The organism is Sulfidibacter corallicola (assembly GCF_017498545.1).
Taxonomy (GTDB): Bacteria; Acidobacteriota; Holophagae; order Acanthopleuribacterales; family Acanthopleuribacteraceae; genus Sulfidibacter; species Sulfidibacter corallicola.
In genome coordinates, this window is record NZ_CP071793.1 from 6,937,495 (window position 1) to 6,959,160 (window position 21,666).

At 60.3% G+C, this 21,666-nt stretch carries 8 protein-coding genes and 1 pseudogene; 6 read left to right on the plus strand and 3 right to left on the minus strand.

Translation table 11 applies throughout. The features are described from left to right. Nucleotides 1–467 precede the first annotated feature (467 nt). From J3U87_RS21510 to J3U87_RS35320, 4 genes and pseudogenes are all read left to right on the plus strand, one after another. Nucleotides 468–3,074 carry a M6 family metalloprotease domain-containing protein gene (locus J3U87_RS21510; RefSeq protein WP_237377836.1) on the plus strand — a complete coding sequence of 869 codons (2,607 nt, stop codon included), beginning with the start codon at nucleotides 468–470 and terminating at the stop codon, nucleotides 3,072–3,074. Between the two features lie 1,403 nt (nucleotides 3,075–4,477). Continuing rightward, complete coding sequence (locus tag J3U87_RS21515) at nucleotides 4,478–6,940, plus strand: M14 family zinc carboxypeptidase (protein ID WP_237377837.1); 2,463 nt, start codon at nucleotides 4,478–4,480, stop codon at nucleotides 6,938–6,940. A 264-nt stretch (nucleotides 6,941–7,204) separates the two neighbouring features. Next, entirely contained in the window at nucleotides 7,205–7,882 is a 678-nt protein-coding gene (locus J3U87_RS21520) for a helix-turn-helix transcriptional regulator (protein WP_237377838.1), read from the plus strand. A 753-nt stretch (nucleotides 7,883–8,635) separates the two neighbouring features. Further along, nucleotides 8,636–8,854: pseudogene (locus J3U87_RS35320) on the plus strand (GxxExxY protein); the annotation flags it as partial. A gap of 682 nt (nucleotides 8,855–9,536) precedes the next feature. On the opposite strand, the gene J3U87_RS21525 reads toward J3U87_RS35320, so the two are convergent. Beyond that, nucleotides 9,537–11,354 carry a trans-sulfuration enzyme family protein gene (locus J3U87_RS21525; protein WP_237377839.1) on the minus strand — a complete coding sequence of 606 codons (1,818 nt, stop codon included), beginning with the start codon at nucleotides 11,352–11,354 and terminating at the stop codon, nucleotides 9,537–9,539. Nucleotides 11,355–11,812: 458 nt separating this feature from the next. On the opposite strand from J3U87_RS21525, the gene J3U87_RS21530 reads away from it, so the two are divergent. Further along, nucleotides 11,813–12,937 (plus strand): alpha-hydroxy acid oxidase, encoded by a 1,125-nt coding sequence (locus J3U87_RS21530; RefSeq protein ID WP_237377840.1) that lies wholly within the window; start codon nucleotides 11,813–11,815, stop codon nucleotides 12,935–12,937. A 486-nt stretch (nucleotides 12,938–13,423) separates the two neighbouring features. Here J3U87_RS21530 and J3U87_RS21535 read toward each other — a convergent pair whose 3' ends face one another. After that, the gene (locus tag J3U87_RS21535) at nucleotides 13,424–14,518 is read right to left on the minus strand and encodes a serine/threonine protein kinase (protein ID WP_237377841.1); all 1,095 of its coding nucleotides are present in this window, start codon (nucleotides 14,516–14,518) and stop codon (nucleotides 13,424–13,426) included. Nucleotides 14,519–15,348: 830 nt separating this feature from the next. Between J3U87_RS21535 and J3U87_RS21540 the strand changes: the two genes are divergently transcribed. Continuing rightward, nucleotides 15,349–20,460 carry a two-component regulator propeller domain-containing protein gene (locus J3U87_RS21540; RefSeq protein ID WP_237377842.1) on the plus strand — a complete coding sequence of 1,704 codons (5,112 nt, stop codon included), beginning with the start codon at nucleotides 15,349–15,351 and terminating at the stop codon, nucleotides 20,458–20,460. A gap of 195 nt (nucleotides 20,461–20,655) precedes the next feature. On the opposite strand, the gene J3U87_RS21545 is transcribed toward J3U87_RS21540, so the two are convergent. Further along, complete coding sequence (locus J3U87_RS21545; protein WP_237377843.1) at nucleotides 20,656–21,606, minus strand: glycosyltransferase family 2 protein; 951 nt, start codon at nucleotides 21,604–21,606, stop codon at nucleotides 20,656–20,658. Nucleotides 21,607–21,666 lie beyond the last annotated feature (60 nt).

Genomic DNA, 21,666 nt, shown 5'->3' on the forward strand with positions numbered 1-21,666 from the left:
TTAATAGCATATTGCTTTTTTGCCACGCTGGGTGTATACCCATCCGCCTCCTTTTTATAATGCCGCTACCTCTGGCTTCCAATGACACCAAACGAATTCCCTTGTGAGTTCCATTAGGTTCCATCGCATTTGCGGTTCCCGCATCACGTCGATCGAGGCGTTCGTCGGTAACCGGCCACTTCCGCTACCGCCATCCAAAAGCCAAGGATTCATGCGGTTACGGTTGGGACGACCGAGGTACGAAACCGAGATCCGCTGACGCGGGGTATGCCGAACGAACGGTGCGCCACGGAGGATGCCTTCGTTTGCGACGAACCCGGTGGAGTATGCGCGAGTTATGTCCAAATCGCTGCGAGCGAGGCCCCGGCTTTCGCAGGGATTTGGTATAGGGGATCCTGTATCCACAGATCCCGGAATCATCGGGTGGTGTTTTTAACATACTATTATTTACGGAGGAGAGGATTCTCATGAATTTCCGTTTGTCCCACTTGACTTTTCTAGTATGCTTGTTCGCTTTTTTGGCGACACCTGGACTTTTGGCCGTACCTGCCAATCCCGACGGCGAAATCCTGCTCGGGGAGGAGGGTAACCAGTTCAAAGCCCGCATCGTCGGCGATGAATGGGTCAACTATATTGAAAAAGACGGTTTTACCATCGTGCAAAACGAGGCTTTCGCCAACCGCTGGGAGTACGCTGTTCAAAGCAAGGGCGGTGTTTTGATTCCCTCGGGTTGGCCGGTGATCGCCGATGACGTGGCCCCGCGCGGTCTGAAACGGCACCTGCGCCCCGCCGAGACCTACGAGGTGCTGCGCAGCAAGGCGTTTCCCACCGAACACGCTCGCGCCAATGACAGCAATCCGCACCTGGACCCTCGTTCGGGCATGTCCCACAAGTACGAACCCGATTTGGTTTCCGGGCCCCGCAACCTTCTCTTCATTCGGGTGTCGTTCCGCGATCGCGGCTTTAACACGACGGCCGACGACTGGGACCAGATCATCTTCGACGACACCCCGAACGTCAAATCGGTGAAAAATTATTACGACGACAACTCCTTCGGTCTCTTGGAGGTGCGTGGGGTCCGGCACACCCAGGCCAACCACCCGAACGGCATCGTCACCGTCAATCTCAACAACTTGGATCACCCCAACACCGGCCGTTCCGGCATGTCGAGCGGCGACAAGTACCGGATCGAGACGCGTTGGGTGAACGCGGCCCTGGCCGAAGCGTCGCGCTTCGTCAACTTCGCCAACCTGGACACCAACCGCGATCGCGAGCTGACCCTGGACGAAGCGGTGATCTATTTCATCGTCGCCGGTTACGACGCCTCTTCCACCGCCAATGTACCCAACGTCTGGGCCCACAAGTGGGGGACCTGGAATTGGGGAGATGTGATGGTCGGCAACGTGGCGGTCAACAAATGGGCGCTCAACGGTGAATTGGTCAACGGTGACCGGCGCCATCCGATGGGCGTCATCGCCCACGAGCTGGGTCACTTGATGTGCAGCCTGCCCGACCTCTACGATATCGCCGACGTCAACCAGGGCATGGGGATCTACTCCTTGATGGCCGCGGGTTCCTGGGGTGCCGACTGGGGTGAGGCCGGCGGCACGACGCCGACGAACATGGACGCCTGGTGCCGTCACATCATGGAGTGGAGCCAGGCGCGCGACGGCCGCAATGCCGGCCAGTTGAATTTCGACGGCGCACTCGCGCACCGCCAGACACCGGTCCTGTTCCAGGACAGCCGCGGCAATGACGAGTATTTCCTGGTGGAGAACCGGGTGCCGGAAAATTGGGACCTCGGCATGGTCAGCCGCTTGGGTCGCGGGTGGACCGGCGGTCTCCTGATCCAGCACGCGGACACCACCATCGGCAGCGTCGGCGGGAACGACATCAACAGCAGTAACCAGCCGCACCAGGGGATCACGGTGGTCGAGGCCTCCAGCGCCAACGGTTCGCTCCTGGCACGCGGCGGCATTCAAGGCCACGTGACCCACCTGTTCTACGAAGGCAACAACGACCGCTGGGACAACGACAGCACGCCCAACAGCCGCTACTGGGACGGCACCAACTCCGGGTTCGGCCTCTATCACATCTCCGCACCCGGTGCGGTCATGACCGCCAGCACGGACCCCAATGGCGGTGGTGGCGCCGGCGTGACGGAGCTGACCAACGGCCAGTCCGTCGACGGTATCAGCCTGGCTTCGAAGCAGTACAGACACTTCCGCATCGACGTACCCGCCAACGCGCGCAATCTGAAGTTCACCACCAGCGGCGGCAGCGGCGATGCCGATCTCTACGTACGCTATCGTGCCCAAGCCGACGAGCACAACCACCACTACAAGTCCACCAGCCCCCAGAGCACCGAATCGGTCGCGGTGTCGGGTCCCAATCCCGGTACCTGGTACGCCTCGGTCCACGCCTGGAACCGAATCGGCAACGTGCGGCTCGGCGTTTCCTACGAGCTGCCCATCTTCTCCACGCCGCTGACCAGCGGTTCGCCGGTGGCGGTTTCCGGCGCCGAGCACAGCAGCCGGTTCTTCGTCCTGGAAGTCCCGCAGGGGGCGTCGAACGTGACCTTCCGCCTGGCAGGCGGCACCGGTGACGGCGAGCTGTTCATCAAACGCGGTGCCCGTCCCACCAAGGACGACCACACCTGGGGTTCCGAACGCCCCGGTAACGACGAAACCCTGAGCCTGGACAATCCCCAGGCGGGCATGTACTACGTCCTGGTTTGGGGCTGGAGTGCCTTTGACGGCGCCTCGCTCACCGGTACCGTGACGTCCGCCAACACCGAATCCGGCGATGGGAGCCTGAACGGCTGGGGCTACGACGATTACCGCATCGAAGTGACCGGCGGCACGATCCAGGCCGAGGTCTCCTACAGCGGTTGGGGTAACGCCGACATCTACCTCTGGGGTCCTGGCGGCGATGTCGTCCACGAAGTGCGCACCAGCAGCAACCCCGAGCGCTTGGTGTTCGACACCAACGGCCAGTCCGGAACCTATTGGATTCGCATCTGGAACTACAGCAGTTCCAGTATCGACTACGCTTTGACCTATTCGTATCGCTAATACCCATCGCGGCGGGGAGTCGTTCTCCGGCTTCCCGCCCACGTCCTGCTCCTGTCCTTGAAGCAAGCGTCCCACGCCAGTGTCTCCTACTCTGGTAACCTCCCAATCTACCCGGCGCACGACGCTCGGGTGCCTCCCTCGCAACCGGGCACCCGAGTTCGGCGCCGGGTATTTTTTGTGTGCTTCCCCCGAAGCCATCCGAAGCGACCCGTGCGAGGAGTTCCCGTATGCTTTGAGAGTCGGCGCGGCTGTAGGTTGGTCACGGCCGGTATGGCAGGGGCGGTAAGCCGGCCCGGCCGACACTTCGAAGTGATCAATCCACGGGGTTCCCCGCCGACGAGAGGGATGTGGTGCCCGGTAGGTCGATCGGCTCGATCGACTTTTCGAAGGCGAGGGTGTTCGGAGTACTCGCCAGACGAGAGGGACGCAGTGCAGGGCCTGCCTTTCCGGCCCGACCCTATCGATTTTTCCGAGCCGTCAGCCCACGGGTTTTCATAATGCGCATAAGTGACATCATATCTGTAGGTTGAACATGGCCGTGCAAGCAACCCGTTCAGCTATCTGGAGCGTCCGAGAAATGATCGAACGAAACCCATCGAGAGATACGGAGGTTGCTTATCGAGGGCGCAGGACACGGATTGCCGCGCTCTCTAACGACTCGAGAATAGGAGCCGAATTCGCTTCGATTGGTTGAGCAGGCTGCTCAACCTACAGGCCTTACGCCCCTCTCACGATGCGGGGGCTTTGGGCTTCACGGCTTTCGATTGGGGTCGTGAGAGGAATGGTCGGCTTCGCTCTTTGGTGTAACTCGCTGCCGTTGCTTGGATTGCTTCGATTGGTTGAGCAGGCAGCTCAACCTACAGGCCTTACGCCCCTCTCACGATGCGGGGGCTTTGGGCTTCACGGCTTTCGATTGGGGTCGTGAGAGGAATAGTCGGCTTCGCTCTTTGGTGTAACTCGCTGCCGTTGCTTGGATTGCTTCGATTGGTTGAGCAGGCAGCTCAACCTACAGGCCTGGTTTCTCTCTTAACTTGCGGGCCCTTCGGACTCACTGGCTTTGGAAAAGGTCTGCCATGCGAGCGCTTGGGCTTCGCTCTTTGGCACTTCGTAACTGCCCAGACTGGGACGCTTCGAAATGTCGGCCGAGCCGGCTTACCGCCCCTGCCATACCGGCCGTGACCAACCTACAGCGACGACGCCCCTTCCAAGCATGCGGGCACGCCAAAAGGGTATCTGTGACTCTGATCGCGGTCACGGAATCGGACGCCCGGCTCCACTCCCGCCGGGCGTTGCGGTAAAATGATTGATTCGAGTTCGATGAGTCCTGTGCTCGACGTGCAGACCGCCTGGCCGGTCGGCGATCGGGCGAATCGGGCGGCAAAGGAGTCCTGGTGTCGATTCGCATGTCTGAGGGTTTGGATCCCGTATCGGGGCACCGATGGTTTGCCGCGCGATGGCCGCGTGTGCTGTTCTCGCTTCTCCTGGTTTTTTGGGCCTCGCTCGCATCGCTGACGGCCGGTGACCGAATCGTGGTGCGCGTCTGGTACGGCGATCGATCCGTCCTCCAGGAGATCGCCGCCTGGACCCATCCCTGGGAAGTGGATCCCACCGCCGGCGTGGCGCTGATCGAGGTGAGCCCCGAGGAGTTGGCCAAACTCGAGGATGCCGGATTGCGGTGGGAACGCGACGAAGTGCGGACCGAGGAGCTGAATCGACGGCTTCGCCCGTTGCCAGGGCAGGAATCGGGCATTCCCCAGTTCCCCTGTTATCCCACGGTTGCGGAAACCAATGCCCTGATCGATCGGTTGGTGGCCGACCATCCCGAATTGGTTCAGGTCTTTAAAATCGGCGAGAGTTGGATCAAGCAGAGCCAATCGGGGCCGGGCCACGATCTGCGGGTGCTTCGGATCACCAATCGCGCCTTTCCCACCACGGAACCCAAGCCGATGGTGTTCGTCATGAGTGCCCAGCACGCCCGCGAGTACACGCCGGCGGGCCTCAACACGCGTTTCGCGGAGATGCTGCTGACGGAATACGGCCGCGACGCCGACATCACCTGGTTGCTGGACTACCAGGAGATCCACCTGCTGCTGCAGGCCAACCCGGACGGCCGGGTTCAGGCCGAGACCGGCCTCTCGTGGCGCAAGAACGCCGACAATCTCTACTGCACCGATGTCGTCAGCCGTGGCGTGGACCTCAACCGCAATTACGATTTCCATTGGGGCTGCTGCAACGGGTCCGACGACGTGGAATGCTCCATCACGTTTCGCGGGGTGGCCGCGGCCTCGGAGCCCGAAGTGACGGCCGTCCAGGACTATCTGGCGGCCTTGTTCGAGGATGCGCGCGGCCCCGATTTGGATGACCCCGCCGGCGCCGACACGCCCGGCCTCTTTATCGATTTGCACAGTTACGGCGAGGATGTGTTGTGGCCTTGGGCCCACACGGAGGATGGCTCCCCCAATGCCGACGCCCTGCGGGCCCTGGGCCGGAAGTTGGCCTGGTTCAATGGATACGATGCCGGACAGGGTTCCGGGCTCTATATATTCGACGGCAGCACCATCGATTACGCGTATGGCGAGCGCGGCGTGGCGTCCTATCTGGTGGAGTTGGGCACCCAATTCTTCCAGGATTGTTTCACCTTCGAGCATCGCATCCTGCCCGACAACCTCGTCATGCTGCGACACGCCTGCAAGGCGGCGCGCCGACCCTATCAACTGGGCTTCGGACCCGATGTGGTCGAGATCGCGGCGTTGGGCGCTCCGGTTCCACGCGGACACCAGGTACCGCTCACCGCCCAGGTGGATGCCGCGCGACTCGGTCCCGGTTTGGGACCCGACCCTGCTGCGATTGCCGCGGTCAACGCCTATTTGGATGTGCCGCCCTGGCTGCCGGAGGTGGTGGCCCTGCCGATGTCCGCGATCGACGGTGCCTTCGATGGGGTTCGCGAAGCGGTCAGGGTCACGATCGATTCCGGGAGCCTGGCCGTCGGCCGCCATACGGTGTTCGTGCAGGCTGTCGATGCCGCGGGCGGGCTGGGTGTGGTGAGTGCACACTTTTTGGACGTGATCGAGGCCAACGGCGATGATTTGCTCGTCGGGCAGATTCGTGAAGCCGCTTATGAAGCGCCGTTGGGGGCGACGGTCCGCGTCGGCGACATCGAAGGGGCCAGCAATCCGGTCACCGGAGACTACCTGCTCACCGGCAGCCTTTCGAACGGGGATTTGCGGGTGGAAGCGCCTGGCTATCGCGATCGGACGCTGCCCTTGGGCACGATCGGTTCGGAGGAGGCGCGCCGCGACCTTCAGCTTCTGCCGCTGTGTCCGGTTCTCGAGAACGACGCCGAAACGACCCAGCCGGACTGGTTAGCCCAGGGCGGTTGGGAGCGCACCTCCGAAATCGTTCACGGCGGCAGGATATCGTGGTCGGACAGCCCCAACGGGCCTTACGGACCCAATCTCACCGCCCGCCTGACGACGCCCGCGATCGATATCGCCGGATTCTCGGAAGTGGGCATTCGCTTTTTCCGTCGGTGTGATTTGGCGGAAGGCGACCGGTTGATCGCGGAGGTTTCCGGCGACGGCGGCGAATGGGTGGAGCTGGTCTCGTTCGAGGGCAACTCGGCGGGGTGGATCGACGCACAGTTCGCCGTGCCCGAGGCGATGGCCGGTTCGGCTGCGTTGACCTACCGTTTCACGCTGGTGACGGACGACGCCGAGGAAGCCGACGGCTGTTATGTGGACGACATCACCCTGTGGGGCGTGACGGATCGTTGTGGCACCGGTTTTCACATCGGGGAACAACTGGCCCATTGGGCCAACGGTACCTTCGACGTCTTGCGTTTCGTCCGGTTCTACGACCTGTTCTAAAACCTTCGGGGACCCTGACCACCCGCTGGAGGTACCTGCCTCATCGGGTAACGCGGCTGGAATTTGACATTGCCCCCGAATTGCGGCAGGATCGAGCTACACCACCTTTCACCTCGTCGAGCCGGCCCGTTCCCCCCGAAGGGGTGAGCTATGTCTTCGTTTTGTGCGGGCCGGTCGAGTCCTTCCGCTCATCACGCCTTTTTCGACGAGGCGGTGCGACCGGGGCCTTTGCCTCGCCGATCTCGATACCATCAGGTGGTGGTCGTGGCTCGTGGTTGGCTGCGCCTGCCGAATCGTCACCCGTTGCAGTCGACGCTGTTGCGGGGAGGTGGAGGGTGGGTACCGGCCGGTGAAGGGGTGATCGTCGGCGATGCCGCTGTCGGGAGTCGCGTTCACGTCCTGTTGTTTCGCTCCGAGCGAGACGCGTCGCCTCGATGCGATCGGGTTCGCTATTTTCAGCTTTCCGAAGGTGTGCTCGGCCGGATCGAGCGCTTGCGTGTTCGGGTTGGCCGAGGATTGCCGCGTTCCCAACGGATGGCACAACTGGCGTTGTTCCAGCGATCGATGCCGGAATGGATGGCACGCGGATTACCGCTCCGGTTGCCACGCTGTTCTCACCCTGTTTTGGGGGAGGTGGTTCGCGCCATCGACGGCGGTCTGCCAGGACCCCTGTGCCTCGATGCCCTGAGTCGAGAGCTGGGTCTTTCCCCTCGGAGCGTGCAACGCCTGTTCAAGGCCGAGATGGATCTTTCCTTTCGCCGCTACGTGCAGCTCGCGCGGCTGATGATCGCCGCGGAGTTGCTTCGAAAGGCCGACCACTCGGTGGCGGATGCCTGCGAGGCGGCCGGTTACCAGAGCCTCAGCAGTTTCAGCCGTCATTTTCGGAGGGTGATCGGGGTGGGGCCCAGCCTCTACCGTGGGGTGGAGAACGGAGCTTTGTAGGGGCAAGTGGTTTGTTTTAAAGAGTTTTTTACCACCGAGTCGCCGCCCAGGCCGGGGGCCCGGGTTTCAGGTGGGTAACTAATCGAAGCGAATCGTTTGGGAGTTCCCGCATTTGTGAGAGAGGCGTCGTTGCAGTAAGTTGGCCCGCCGGGCCGACATTTTTCGACGAACTCCCCGCACATCCGCCTTTTTAGGTTTTTATCTTTATCTTCGAGCTTTACAGAGTTTGTTACATAAGAGCTCACGGGGTTCACGGAGGGAGAATTGGAGAGATGGATGGTGACTGCGGAGTCCGTTCCTTCGTAGGAAGTTGGCAAGAAAGGAATTTAAATGGAAACGCGGCGGTTGTGGTCTGAAGATTGGAATGAATCGGGAAGGTAGGACCGAAATGGAACGGCAGGAGTTGACGAGTTTGGTCATTGATTGCGCGGTTGACGTGCATCGGTAGTTGGGGCTGGGTCGGCTGGAGTCGGCCTATCGTGGTTCCTTGCCAATGAATTGTCGCGTCGGGATTTTGATAACCGAATCGGGACTCGCTTCGATGAGCCAAATTAGGCCTACCTATCATCAGCATTTAGCCCTAATAAAAGGGAGGCGGGTTTTGGAAGAGAACATGCCCGGTCCCCGGCTCGATTGTCAAAAGCCAAAAAATAGTCCCCTTTTCGGCCGGCGAATCCAGCGTGGGAACCTCTCCTTCGAAACAGGGCGTTCCTTCATCCGTGAAGTGCAAATCTATAGAGCGTCAAGTGCGGCTACCGCGTCGAGCTCTCGGTAAAGCGACAGTCGATCGTGGCGTGGAAAGTCGTGGAACGAATCCTCGGCATTCATCAGGCTCAAATCCAGACAAACATGAACCTGGCTCGAATACTTGTGGGGTTGCCGATCCATCTCCATGTCGCGGTACTGAGGAACAGCGTGAAGCGATTCCTCCGGTCCCGGGCGAAGCCACTCCAAGACCCCGCAAGGTTGTGACGTCGACTTCGGTGTTTTCCTCATTTTTGCCGGTGCGCCGACCTCCGTGAACTCTGGGAACTCTCTTGAAACAAACTTGCTTGGAGTCCCCGAATGCCGAGAGATTTGTCGTGCCAGGTAGGTTCATCCGCCGGATGAACTTATCGAAGCGATCCATGATCAGAGTTCCCGCATGCTTTGAGGATCGGCGCGGCAGTAGGTTGGCCGGCCCGGCCGACACTTCGAAGCGATCCACACTCCGCAGATGCGAGACGCCAAAGAGCGAAGCACCAATAGAAGCAGGAGCTTTGGAATGTGCGACCAGCGGTCGCACCTACCTGGCATGACAACCCTCTCAGGCAGCCGGGACCACCATGCTAGCTCACTTCGCCTTGTTTCATTCTCGAAATCGAGCGGGTTAGCCCGCTGGTGCGTGGCTCTTATGTAACAAACTCTGTAAAGCTCGAAGATAAAGATAAAAACCTAAAAAGGCGGATGTGCAGGGAGTTCGTCGAAAAATGTCGGCCCGGCGGGCCAACTTACTGCAACGACGCCCCTCTCACAAATGCGGGAACTCCCAAACGATTCGCTTCGATTAGTTACCCACCTGAAACCCGGGCCCCCGGCCTGGGCGGCGACTCAGTGGTAAAAAAGACTTACCCTCCAAGGCCCCATCATCCACGAAGGTCTCCCCGCAACCGAACTAGGAGAGCAACGCCTCCATCGACGCGGCATCATCCAGGAACAGCCGATGCACGTCCTCGTGGATCTCGCGCACCATGCGATCCGTATCTTCCGGCGTCATGAACCTGGCGCTGAAACCGGGACGAATCGGATCCACACCCAAGCGCAGCGCGTGAATCAAATGGGACAGGGTCTCTTTCGGGTTCTCCAGCCCGACCGCGATACGAATCGTCGTCGGGGCGATGCCCGCCTTGCGCAGCGCCTCTTCCTTCATCTCCGAGTGCGATGTCAGCGCCGGGCACAGCACCACCGTGTTCGACTGGCCTAGTGATACCTGGTGATCCAACCCCGGCGTTAGGCTGTCGAAGAAACGCACGAACGCATCGCGAGGCAGGTCGGCCGCTTCGAAATCGATCGTGAACAGAGGCGCCGGCAGGCCGAAGCGCATCACTTTCTGGCACAGCTCGTGGTTGAAATGCTCGGAGACCGCATTGCAGTTGACCTGGATTTCCGGATGGGAGTTCAGGTAGCGCGCCAGGATCAGGGTGTTGATACATTTCTGCTTCATCCGCAGTTCGAGCGTCTTCATGCCGCTGATCACTTCGAACGCTTTTTCCGCATCCAGGAAGGCGCCCTTGATGTAGTAGACCCCCCAGAACAGCGTCTTGTCCCACGAAACCCCTTGGCTGCAGTCGCCTTTGGGTTGGAACATGCGGTGGTTCTCGCCGATGACCACGCCCGCGGTGGCGTTGCCGTTGCCCGTCAAGTCCTTGGTGTAGCTGTGCACCACGAAATCCGGGCGCTCGGCCTTGTCGGGTCGCTGCAACGGCTTGTGCAGGAAGGGAGTGCCCACCGTGGCGTCGTGGATGACCAGGTGATCGTGGGCGTGGGCCGCCTTACAGATGCCAGGGATGTCCAGTACGTAGCCGAACGGGTTGCAGGGCGATTCCAGATAGACGTACAGGCGGCGACCCTGTTCCAGAGCCTGGTCGTGCCGCGCGCGCACGTCGCCGAGAAACGCTTCGAATTCCGCGGTGGTGGTGCCGTCGAACCACTCGAGCGCCACGTTCAACTTCTCCGGGCGCGCATAGTAATCGTGGAGCAACTGGTAGACGCCGCCGTACACGTTGCGCGAGGCGATCAGGATGTCGCCGGTTTGGAGCAGGTGGCCCAGCAGGCCGTCGATGGCGGCCATGCCGCTGTTGAAGTTCCAGGCCAGGTACTCGGCGGCGTGGGGACCGGCTTCCACGTCCACCACGTAGTTGGCCAGCGAAATCGAGGTGGGGTTCAGCAGGCGCGAGTAGATTTCGTGAAGGAATTCGCGGCCCTGGAAGGCATCGTCGACCCACTCGGTGCAGGCATAGATATAGGTCGCCGTGCGCACGATGACCGGATTGGCCGAGAACAGCGCGGTCACGTTGTCGAAAATGGGGTAGGGGCCCTTGGCATAGGTGGACGATTCACCGAATTCCAGGCTTTGGTAAGTCTTGCGGAAGGGGTTTTGAAGGGTGTCCAACACCTTCGCCAACTGGAAGCAGAGGAATTTTTTGGCGTTGAAATACGCGACGCGATCGCCGCGATCCAGGTCCTTCAGCGTTCGCGTGGTGAGTTCCCACATGCGCTGGACATCCATGTGCAGGTCGTAGAGGGACGTTGCGGCCCGGTGGAGGGTTTGACCGAACTCACTGTCGGGGGCGATGCCGAAGTGGGCGAGTTGTTCGTCCGCGAGTTGTTGGACGCTCTGGGCCGAACTCGTCTTGCGCAGAGGGGACAGGATCTTGGCGGCGTCGAAGTCGGTGGTTTCGGGCATGTGGGTTTGGGTCACGACAGGTGTCATCAGGTACCTCCAAGGGAAAAAACCGCGATGCGGTTGTGCGCTGGGTCCTGGATCTCTGGGAAGCGATCCACTTTTATATTTAATCATGGAGGTTGCATTATGATGAATGATCGAATGTTGTTTGAGAAAAGAAATGAATAAATGAATTAAAACGAAGCTGTTTGTTTGTGAATGTTCCGATTGGGGCGGGCTGGGTATGGCTCCAAGTGAACAATCGAAAGCGGTTCCGCTCGCGGGCCTTGGAATGGGCGGTCGACGATCCTGGTCCAACGGCGAATATCCACCGAAACTCGGTTGTTCATCGAGTACGGGAAGCCCATCGACCTGCGACCGCCCATCCGATTGCGCCATGGTGTCGGTTATCTCTGGTCAAATGCCGTGCATTTGGGGAAAATGGATGAAAACCAGCTTATTCGTCCAATACCGCCCACTGGGAACCCGCGAAAAGGGGAGAAAACATGAGCGATGTGCATTCATCCGATCCCTCTGTCGACCTCGGCCAGCTCATCAGTCTTTTCGATATGGAGGAGAAAGCCGCCGAAATCCTGGCCAAACCTTCATTCGATTATTACGCCAGTGGGGCGATGAACGAAATCACGTTGACGCAGAACCGCGAGGCCTTCGATCGCATTTCACTCCACTATCGCGTCTTGCGCGACGTGTCCCAGCGCGACTTGCGTGCCCGGGTACTGGATCGGGAAATCGACATGCCGATCATGGTCGCCCCCACCGCCTTTCACCAGTTGGCGCATCCCGATGGCGAGTTGGCCACCGCGCGCGCCGCCAAGCGGGCCGGGACCGTGATGATCCTGAGCACGCTCTCCAATTTCTCCGTGGAAGAGGTGGCGGCCACCGGTGCTTCGGTCTGGTTTCAACTGTACATGTACAAGGATCGCGGCCTGACGCGGGCCTTGCTGGATCGCGTGGTGGAGGCGGGCTGCGAGGCCATCGTCTTCACCGTCGATGCACCCGTGTTGGGGAAGCGCGAGCGCGACATTCGCAATCGCTTCGAGTGCCCGCCCCATTTCAACATGGCCAATCTGCTGCCCGAGGACGATGCGGCTTCGCGTCCGACCGGTTCGGGTCTGGCCGCCTATTTCGCCGATTTGTTGGATGCCGCCATTTCATGGCGCGACGTGCGCTGGTTGGCCGAGCAGACCAAGCTCCCGGTGTTCGTCAAGGGCATCGTGCGGGCCGATGACGCGGTCGCGGCACTGGACATGGGCGCCAGCGGCGTCATCATCTCCAACCACGGCGGACGCCAATTGGATACGGCCCCGGCCACCATCGACGTGTTGCCGCGCATCGCCCAGTCACTCGCGGGTCGCAGCAACGCCTCGGGCTATCTGCCGACCCTGCTGATGGACGGCGGGGTGCGGCGCGGGACGGACGTGGTCAAGGCGTTGGCCGCGGGCGCCGACGCGGTGCTGCTGGGTCGACCCATCCTCTGGGGCCTGGCTTGTGGCGGAGAGGCCGGGGTGGCGCATGCGCTCAACCTGCTGCGCGAGGAGTTGGATCTGGCGATGACGTTGTGCGGTTGTCGCCACATCGGCGAGATCACCCCCGATTTGTTCCACGCCTGAAGCGCCTCCGCATCCTCTGTTCCAACAAACCCGTTCGAAGTGCCCGAATGTCTAGAGATTCGTGGTGCCCAGTAGGTACATCCGCTGGATGTACCTTTCGAAGTGATCCAAGGAACCCAAATGGACGGTGTCGAGGAGCGGAGCCCAGGAGCCCGCATGGCAGACCTTTTTCGAAGGCGAAGAGTTCGAAGAGCCCGCAAGTTTAGAGAGGAACCAGGCCTGTAGGTTCATCAGCCTGATGAACCAATCGAAGCGACCTTGCATAGATCGAAATCGATCGATGAGAGATTTAGAGGACCGACGAGAGATTTAGAGGGTCGACTTATCTGCTTCGCTCTTTTCCCGCTCGCTCTTGCGTAGCCTGGGCCGCTTCGAAATGTCGGCCCAGCGGGCCAACCTACTGCGACGAAGCCCCTTACGCAGATGCGGGGACTCCCGTGGAAGATTTGCGCGAATCCAAAACCATGCCGGTTCGGGAGCGCGAACTCAGCTCGCGCCCAGCCCCAAGGCGATCAGCTCGCGCAAACGACGCCGCTTCTTGGGCTTGACAATAGGGAGCGGACGGCGACGACGCGGCGGTGCAGCGCCTGGCGGCATGCGGCGAACCTCGCCCTTGTAATGCTCCATTTCCGGCCCCAGAAACTTCGTGATCTCCGGCGTCGCACAGAGCCGCACCAACAGCTCGGGCGCACCGTCGATGCGTTTTTCGAAGTCTTTCATCATCATATCCATGACGAGCCGGTCCAGGGCCGCGGGCAACTCGGGATTGTGGTAGGACGGGCGCGGCGGTTCCTTGTGGAGGTGCGCCATGACCATGTCCTTGGGGTTGTCGGCATCGAAGGGACGGCGGCCGGCCAGCATCTCGTAGAGGACCACGCCCAGGGAATAGATGTCGGAAGGTTTGCCCACGTTGTCGCCCAGGAGCTGCTCCGGGCTGGCGTAATTGGGGGTACCCAGGCCCTGACCGTGGCCCTCGGCCTCGTCGGCCAACCAGGCGATGCCGAAATCGGCGAGATAGGCGGTGCCTTCCTGGTCGAACAGGATGTTGGCCGGCTTGATGTCGCGGTGAACCAGGCCGAAATCGTGGGCGTAGGCCAGGGCGAGGACGACCTGGTGCAGGATGCCGAGCGCGTCGGTCCAGTGCAATCCCTTCTGGATGCGCGCTTTGAGATCGCCGCCGCGCATCATGGGCATGGCCAGGTATTGGAATCGGCCCAGCGTGCCCGCATCCCAGAGCGGCATGATGTGGGGATGGGCCAGATCGGCGAGAAGTCGCGATTCCCGTTCGAATTGCGCGATCAGCTCGGGGTCGTTGGCGTGTTCCAACGGAAGTACCTTGAACGCCATCGACTCTTCGGTGCGGTTGTCGACGACCTCGTAGACACAGGCCATGCCGCCTTCGGCAAGCTTGTCCTGCACGCGGAAATCGGGGGCCAGCACGCGTTGCAGGACGGCCTGGTTGACGTCGGTAATCATCAGGAGGCCGCCCTCGAGGACGGCCAGGTTGACCAGCGGGTTACTGCAAAGGCCGCAAAATAGGGCGCCTTCGCCAAACTCGTAATCGCAATGGACACATTTCATAAAATTCACTCTGCATGAACGAATGGATAAAAATGACGGCGGAGAACCTCGATTCTGAAATCGACAGAATGGATTGAGGAAACGAACGCCAAGGAAACCTGGAGAGCGGTGAGAATGAGAAGAGCTTGCACGATAACCCAATTACGGGTGTGAATAAAAAGAAGCGAATCGAGCAATAGGGCGAAAACGGCGTGAAACCGCATGCCCTAACTAAAAAGACCCATCATAGCAGGTTTCAGATACATTCACGGCTCATTATGTCGCAATGCGACATGCGGCGGCTGGCGCGTCGTATGCGCGCAACCATCAGGAATTAGCCGTGATAAGGTCTGGGGAGGACACCGCTATCTTGCCTCGGGAATCGATGGATTTTCAATATTTTTTTCTGTAAAAGTAAAAAAGATTACCGATTAACTTAGTGGTCGCACAGGCGAAAACTACCAAAATAATACCGGATCGGAACAAATGTTCCGCGGCGCGAGATCGATCTTACCCGGGAATCCGTCGGCAACCGGCGGTTCTCACCCCGGGATCCTCGTGGTTGGGGGAATCCGCGTTGCTGAAGGCTCCACCATGGCTGTATAATCATCCAGAGGCCCCCGACAACTCCAACATCATTCGCGCCAAGGTTTTCCAACGTCGGCAGGGTTATGCGGCAGAATCCGCATGAGAGACGAGGAAGTGGTTCGCAGCATCAGTCTGACCGGGAATCCGTTATGAAAACCTGCAAAGCCCCGCTCGGGGCTCTGATTCTTCTCATGTTTTTCGTTTCCGGAAGCCTTTTCTCCCTAAGTGCTCGAGAAAAGCAGGTCCGCTTTGAGCGGATTTCCGTGGCCCACGGGTTGGCCCAGGGCTCCGTGTACGAAATCATGCAGGACCGCCATGGGTTCCTGTGGTTTTCTACGACCGAAGGTCTCTCGCGTTACGACGGTTATCGCTTCAAGACCTACCGTCACGACCAGACGGTGGCGACTTCCATTTCCAGCAACACCATTTACGCCCTGTTCGAGGATGGCGACGGCATTTTGTGGTTGGGCACCTCCAACGGCGGGCTCTGTCGCTTCGATCCGGGCCTGGAAACGGCCAAGACCTATCGCAACCAACCGGATGTCGAAGACAGTTTGAGTTTCGACACCGTGGCCGATGTTCACGAAGACAGCCAGGGGCGCCTGTGGATCGCGACCTTCGGCGGCGGCCTCAATCTGTTCGACCGCGAACGCGAGCGTTTCACGGCGTTCCGTCACAAGGAAGACGACCCCACCAGTATCAGCAGTAACCAGGCATACGTGATTTTCGAGGATCGTCGCGGCCGCCTCTGGGTCGGTACCAAGAACGGGCTCAACCTGATGGATCCGGTTTCGGGTACCTTTCAATCCTTTCACGCCACGGGTGAGCCGACCGATCTGAGCAACGGCAACATCAAGGATTTGATGGCCGCCCCCGGCGATCGCCTGTGGGTGGGTACCTACGGCGGCGGCCTCAACCTGTTCGATCCCGCCACCGGCAAGGTGGTCGAGGTCTATCGCCACGAGCGGGACGACCCCAATTCGCTGTCTCACGATCATATCTGGACGCTGCAGCCCACCGACGAGGGCCACCTCTGGGTCGGCACCGGCAAGGGCGGTGTGAGCCTGTTCGATCCCGAGATGGGGCGGTTCCGCAGTTATCGCCATGACCCGAAGGATTCGGCCAGCCTGTCGCACGACAACGTCATGGAAATCTACGAGGATCGAACCGGAACCCTGTGGTTCGGTACCTTCGGCGGCGGCGTCAACAAGTTGACCCGCGCCTCGCGCCAGTTCTCGACGTACCGGCATCGGGAAGACAGTGCCAACAGCCTGAGCAGCGACAACGTGACCGCGATTTGGGAAGACCCTTTGGGCGATCTCTGGATCGGCACGCGCGGCGGGCTCAATCGCTACGTGGAGCGCGAGGACCGCTACGAACGTTTTTCGCATCAGGCAGGTGATCGCTCGAGCCTCAGTTCCAACGACGTGACCTGCCTGCTGATTTCCCGCGACGGCGTCGTGTGGGTCGGCACCAAGGACGCCGGGCTGAATCGGTTCAATCGCAGGGAAAAGAATTTCACGCGCTATCAACCGGATCCGGACGGGCACGATCATTTGAGTCATGCCTACGTGCGCAGTCTCTACGAGGACCGGCTCGGCAACCTGTGGGTCGGCACCTGGGGCGGCGGTTTGAATCGGTTCGACCGCGAGACCGGCAGATGCACCCACTACAAACACGAACAGAGCGACGAAGGGGCCATCAGTTTCGGCGAAGTGTCCGTGATGTTCGAGGACCGCAAAGGACGCCTCTGGGTCGGTACCCAAAACGGGCTCAATTTGCTGGATCGCAGGACGGGACGGTTTACCCGCATTTTGCGGAACATCAACAATCCCAATACGATCAGTCACAATTTCGTGACCTCGATCTTGGAGGACCGAACCGGGCAACTGTGGATCGGGACCCAGGAGGGGCTCAACCGGATGACCTATTTTTCCGAGGACAGTCCGGCGCGCACCAAATTTCGCAGTTTCGGGTTCCGCGACGGTTTGGAGACCGAATCGATCACCGGCCTGTTGGAAGACGATCGCGGCATGATCTGGATTTCCACCTTGAAGGGGCTGGCCCGCTTCGATCCCATCGGGGAAACCTTCAAAATGTGGGATTCCCGCGACGGGACCCAACTCAACGGTTACCGCCACGGCGCCAATCACAAGAACAAGGAAGGGTACCTGTTCTTCGGCGGCTTCCAGGGCATCACGACCTTCCATCCCGGGGACCTGCAGGGCGATCCCTTTCCTCCGCAAATCGCGTTGACCTCGCTGTCGATCTTGAACGAGCCGGTACTGGCGCGTGGCCTGGATCCGGATTCGCCGTTGGACAAGCCCTTGCGCGAAGCGGGCCGCCTGAAATTGAGTCATCGCGACTACGTGTTTTCGGTGGAGTTCGCGGCGCTCCACTTCGCGGACCCGAGCAGCAATCGCTACAAGTACATGCTCGAAGGGTTGGATCACGACTGGGTCGAGGTGGGCGCGGACAAGCGATTTGCGACCTACACGAAGCTCGCCGCCGGTAACTACACCTTCCGCGTTCGGGCGTCCAACAAGGACGGCGTTTGGTCTTCGAACGAGCGGGTGCTGAACCTGCGGGTGATGCCGGCGCCCTGGCAGACCTGGTGGGCTTATTCCCTCTATGCGTTGCTGCTGGTCGCCGTGGTCTACAGCTACGTGCGCGCCCAGCGCAAGAAGTTGGTCTACGAGCGCTCCATCGTCAACCGGCTCAAGCATGTAGACAAATTGAAGAACCAGTTCCTGGCGAATACCTCTCACGAGCTGCGCACCCCGCTCAACGGGATCATCGGCCTGGCCGAATCACTGATCGACGGTGCGACCGGCCACCTGCCGCAACCCACGGTGCACAACCTGGGCATGATCGTTTCCAGCGGGAAACGCCTGAGCAATCTGGTCAACGACATTCTGGATTTTTCCAAACTCTCCACGAACCGGCTGCAGTTGCGTCGTTCGCCGGTGAACCTGCGCGTCGTGAGCGAATCGGTGTTGGCGCTGACCCATCCGCTGGTGGGCAAGAAACCGGTGGCGTTGCTGAACGAGATTTCGGAAGAGGTGCCGCTGGTGTTCGTGGACGAGGATCGCGTACAGCAGATTCTCTACAACCTGGTAGGCAACGCGGTGAAATTTACGTCCAAGGGTCAGGTCGTGCTCGAGGCCGAAAAGGTGGACGACAACTTCCTGCGGATTACGATCAGCGATACGGGCATCGGCATCGCCCCCAGCAAACACGAGCGGATCTTCGAGTCATTTGCCCAGGCGGACGGTTCCACGGCGCGGGAACACGGCGGGACCGGCCTCGGTCTGGCGGTCACCCGGCAACTGGTGGAACTGCACGGCGGCAAGATTTGGGTGGAATCGGAACTCGGCGAGGGCGCCACCTTCTCGTTCACGCTGCCGCTGGCCGAGGCGGATGCCAAACCGCGCAGCCGCCGGGACGATCCGGTGTCCCACACGAATGTCGCCGATCTGGCCGATGTCATGGCGTTGTCTTCGTCCGAAGCCCCCGTGGAGACCGGCGAAGAACCGGTGGCCATGCCGCCCTCGCTGAGCGGCAATCGTTTCAAGGTGCTGATCGTCGACGACGAGGCGGTCAATCGCCAGGTCTTGGTCAACCACCTGTCGCTGCACCATTACGAAGTCAGCCAGGCCGCCGATGGTCCCGAGGCGCTGGAAATCCTCCAGGGCAACCAGGACATCGATCTGGTGCTGCTGGACATCATGATGCCGCGCATGTCCGGTTACGAAGTCTGCCGGAAAATACGGGCCGACCATCCGGTGCAGGATTTGCCGATTCTGTTCCTGACCGCCAAAAACCAGGTGGACGATCTGGTAAGCGGTTTCAACTGCGGCGCCAACGATTACATCACCAAGCCGATATCCAAGAACGAGCTGCTTTCCCGCGTGCGCACCCATCTCCAATTGTTGGATATCAACCGGCATCTGGAACGGAAGGTGTCGGAACGCACGACCCAGCTCCACGAAAAGAACATGGTGCTGGCAACCCAGAACGAGGAACTCCAGACCATCGATCAGATCGTCAAGGCCATCAACCGCGAGCACGTGTTGGATCAGGTCTTGGAGGTCATGCTGGAGCAGGGACTGATCCTGTTCCCGCAGGCCGAGAAAGGCGTGATCCTCCTGTGGAATCAACAGCTCGGCGTGTTCGAGTTCGTGGCCGCCAACGGTCACGATCTGGCCAAGTTGCGCTCCAAGACCTTCGTGTACGACGAGCTGGTACAGATCTACAGCGAGGGGACGGAGGAACTGGAGTCCGGCATCTACGTGGTGCGCCATTTCAACATGATCCACGACGAAAAGGAGTTCGGGGATCAACTGCTTCCCAAGTCGATTCTGTCGATGGCGCTCTTCCTCGACAGCCGCTTGGAGGGGATCCTGGTGCTGGAAAATCACAGCGATCCCGAGGCGTTCGAACAATCCGACAGTGCCAAGCTGGCGCGTTTCCGCGAGCACGCCATCACCGCCGTCGCCAAGGCGGCCAGCCTCAAGCGTCTGAGGGACAAGCACGAAGCGTTGCAGCGGGCCCAGAAACAGATGGTGATGCAGGAGAAGATGGCGTCACTGGGTACCCTGACGGCCGGCATCGCCCATGAAATCAAGAATCCGCTCAACTTCATCAACAATTTCGCGGGGTTGACCCTCGACCTGAGCAAGGACCTGCGCGAGCAGGTGAGCTCGTTGCGCGGCAAGTTGTTGGAAGGGGAGAACTACGAGTACGTGGAGAACTGTCTCGAGGATTTGGAGCAGAACGCGGGCGTGATCGACAAGCACGGCAAGCGTGCCGACTCGATCGTGGGCAGCATGATGGAGCTGGCCCGCGGCAGCACGGGTCGGCGGTACCCGATCAATATCAACGGGTTGATCGAGGAGTACGCGACCCTGGCCTATCACAGCATGCGGGCCAAGGACAATTCGATCGTGGTCGAGTTCCAGCACGATTTCGACGAGACGATCGAGAAAATCAAGGTGGTTCCCCAGAGCCTGAGCCGGGTGATCATCAACCTGGTCAACAATGCGATCGATGCGATGGAAGAAAAGAAACACGCCAATTCCGACACCTTTACCCCCCTGATCCGGATTCAGACCCGCAATCTCGAGAACGAGCTCGAGATTCGGTTCCGGGACAACGGCTGCGGCATCGAGTCCAACAATCTGGAGCACATTTTCAACCCGTTCTTCACCACCAAGGACAGCGGCAGCGGCAACGTCGGGCTGGGACTGGCGATCAGCTACGACATCGTGGTCCAGGAACACGACGGTGGCTTGCGGGTCGAGTCTCGACAGGATCACTTTACGGAGGTGATCATCACCCTCCCGAAGGAGCAGCAACCCGTTCCCGCGGGGTGAAGCGCTCTCTTGAAAACGAATCTGCTTGGCGTTCCCGAAGGTCGCGAAGTTCGTCGGGCCCGAACTTCGGCCGGGGTTGGACCCGGGTCGATCGACAGGAACGCGTTGGCGCGCGTCGCGGAAAGCGTTTGATTCGCCAAATTTTCGAGGCGGCGTTGCGGGTGGTCCAAGTCCGCGGTAGCCAGGTTCCCCGTTTCAAGGATGATCGAAAAGCTGGGCAGGGTCTTCTTCCCTTGCGTGCGATTCGGCATCCGCCGTCTCCCTGACCTGGTAGTTGGGGGTATCGTACCGGTTGAACAACCACCGGGCGATCATGGCCCAAACGAATCCCGCACCTTGGAACTTTTCTCCCAGCCAGAAGAGAAGGTAATGACTTTTGTTGGGGAACCGGTGGAGCACGAAGGGTCCGACGGCCTTGTGCCACAGGGCGGTGAACCAGCGGGCACCGCGACCCGTGTCGCCCCGGCCCCACATCAGGCTGTCGTGTGCGGTGGTATCGGTTTGGGCCGATCGAAAGGCCCGGTACAACATGAAAATCCCGATCCCGCGACTGAATTGTCGGCGGCAGTAGGCCGCCGCGCTCAGGTGGCTGTGGTGGGTGACCGGGCTGGGTACCCAAATCAACTTGGCGCCCATGATGCGCGAACGCCAAACCAGTTCCCAATCCTGGGAGACCCGAAACATCTCGTTGAACACGTACCCGTCGCGTTTCTGGCACTGTGCGATCCAGGCGTGGGTGAACACCAGGTTCCCACCTGCACCCACCTGGCCGCAATCGAGCTGTTCGGCTTCCGGGTAATGGTTGAGCGCTCTGCGGGCCGACAAAAAGGGATCCATCTCGATATAGGTGCCGCCGGCGCCGTCGGCGTCGTGGCGTTGAATGGCGCCAACCATGGTGGCCAGCCAATTCGGGGGCGGTTCGCAGTCATCGTCCAAAAACGCCAGGTAGGTTCCGCGCGCCTGACGGATGCCCTGGTTGCGGGCCCAGGCCGGGCCACGCCCTTCACCGTCGACGACCGGAATCACTTGAAGCGGTCTCAGGGTTTGGTGCTCCAGCGCACGGAGCAGGGGGGCGAGATCCACATCGCCCCGCGTGGGAACGATGACACTGACGGTGGACTGGGAGTCCGGTTCGGTTGCTTCCATGGGAGTCGACATAAGAAAAGGAATACCTATGGAATCCGATTTGATGACTGTTCCGAGAGG

Bases quoted from the DNA above. Each gene is read 5' to 3' on its own strand.
- J3U87_RS21510 (WP_237377836.1), top strand. From the start codon at position 468: ATGAATTTCCGTTTGTCCCACTTGACTTTTCTAGTATGCTTGTTCGCT.
- J3U87_RS21515 (WP_237377837.1), top strand. From the start codon at position 4,478: ATGTCTGAGGGTTTGGATCCCGTATCGGGGCACCGATGGTTTGCCGCG.
- J3U87_RS21525 (WP_237377839.1), bottom strand. From the start codon at position 11,354: ATGACACCTGTCGTGACCCAAACCCACATGCCCGAAACCACCGACTTC.
- J3U87_RS21530 (WP_237377840.1), top strand. From the start codon at position 11,813: ATGAGCGATGTGCATTCATCCGATCCCTCTGTCGACCTCGGCCAGCTC.
- J3U87_RS21535 (WP_237377841.1), bottom strand. From the start codon at position 14,518: ATGAAATGTGTCCATTGCGATTACGAGTTTGGCGAAGGCGCCCTATTT.
- J3U87_RS21545 (WP_237377843.1), bottom strand. From the start codon at position 21,606: ATGGAAGCAACCGAACCGGACTCCCAGTCCACCGTCAGTGTCATCGTT.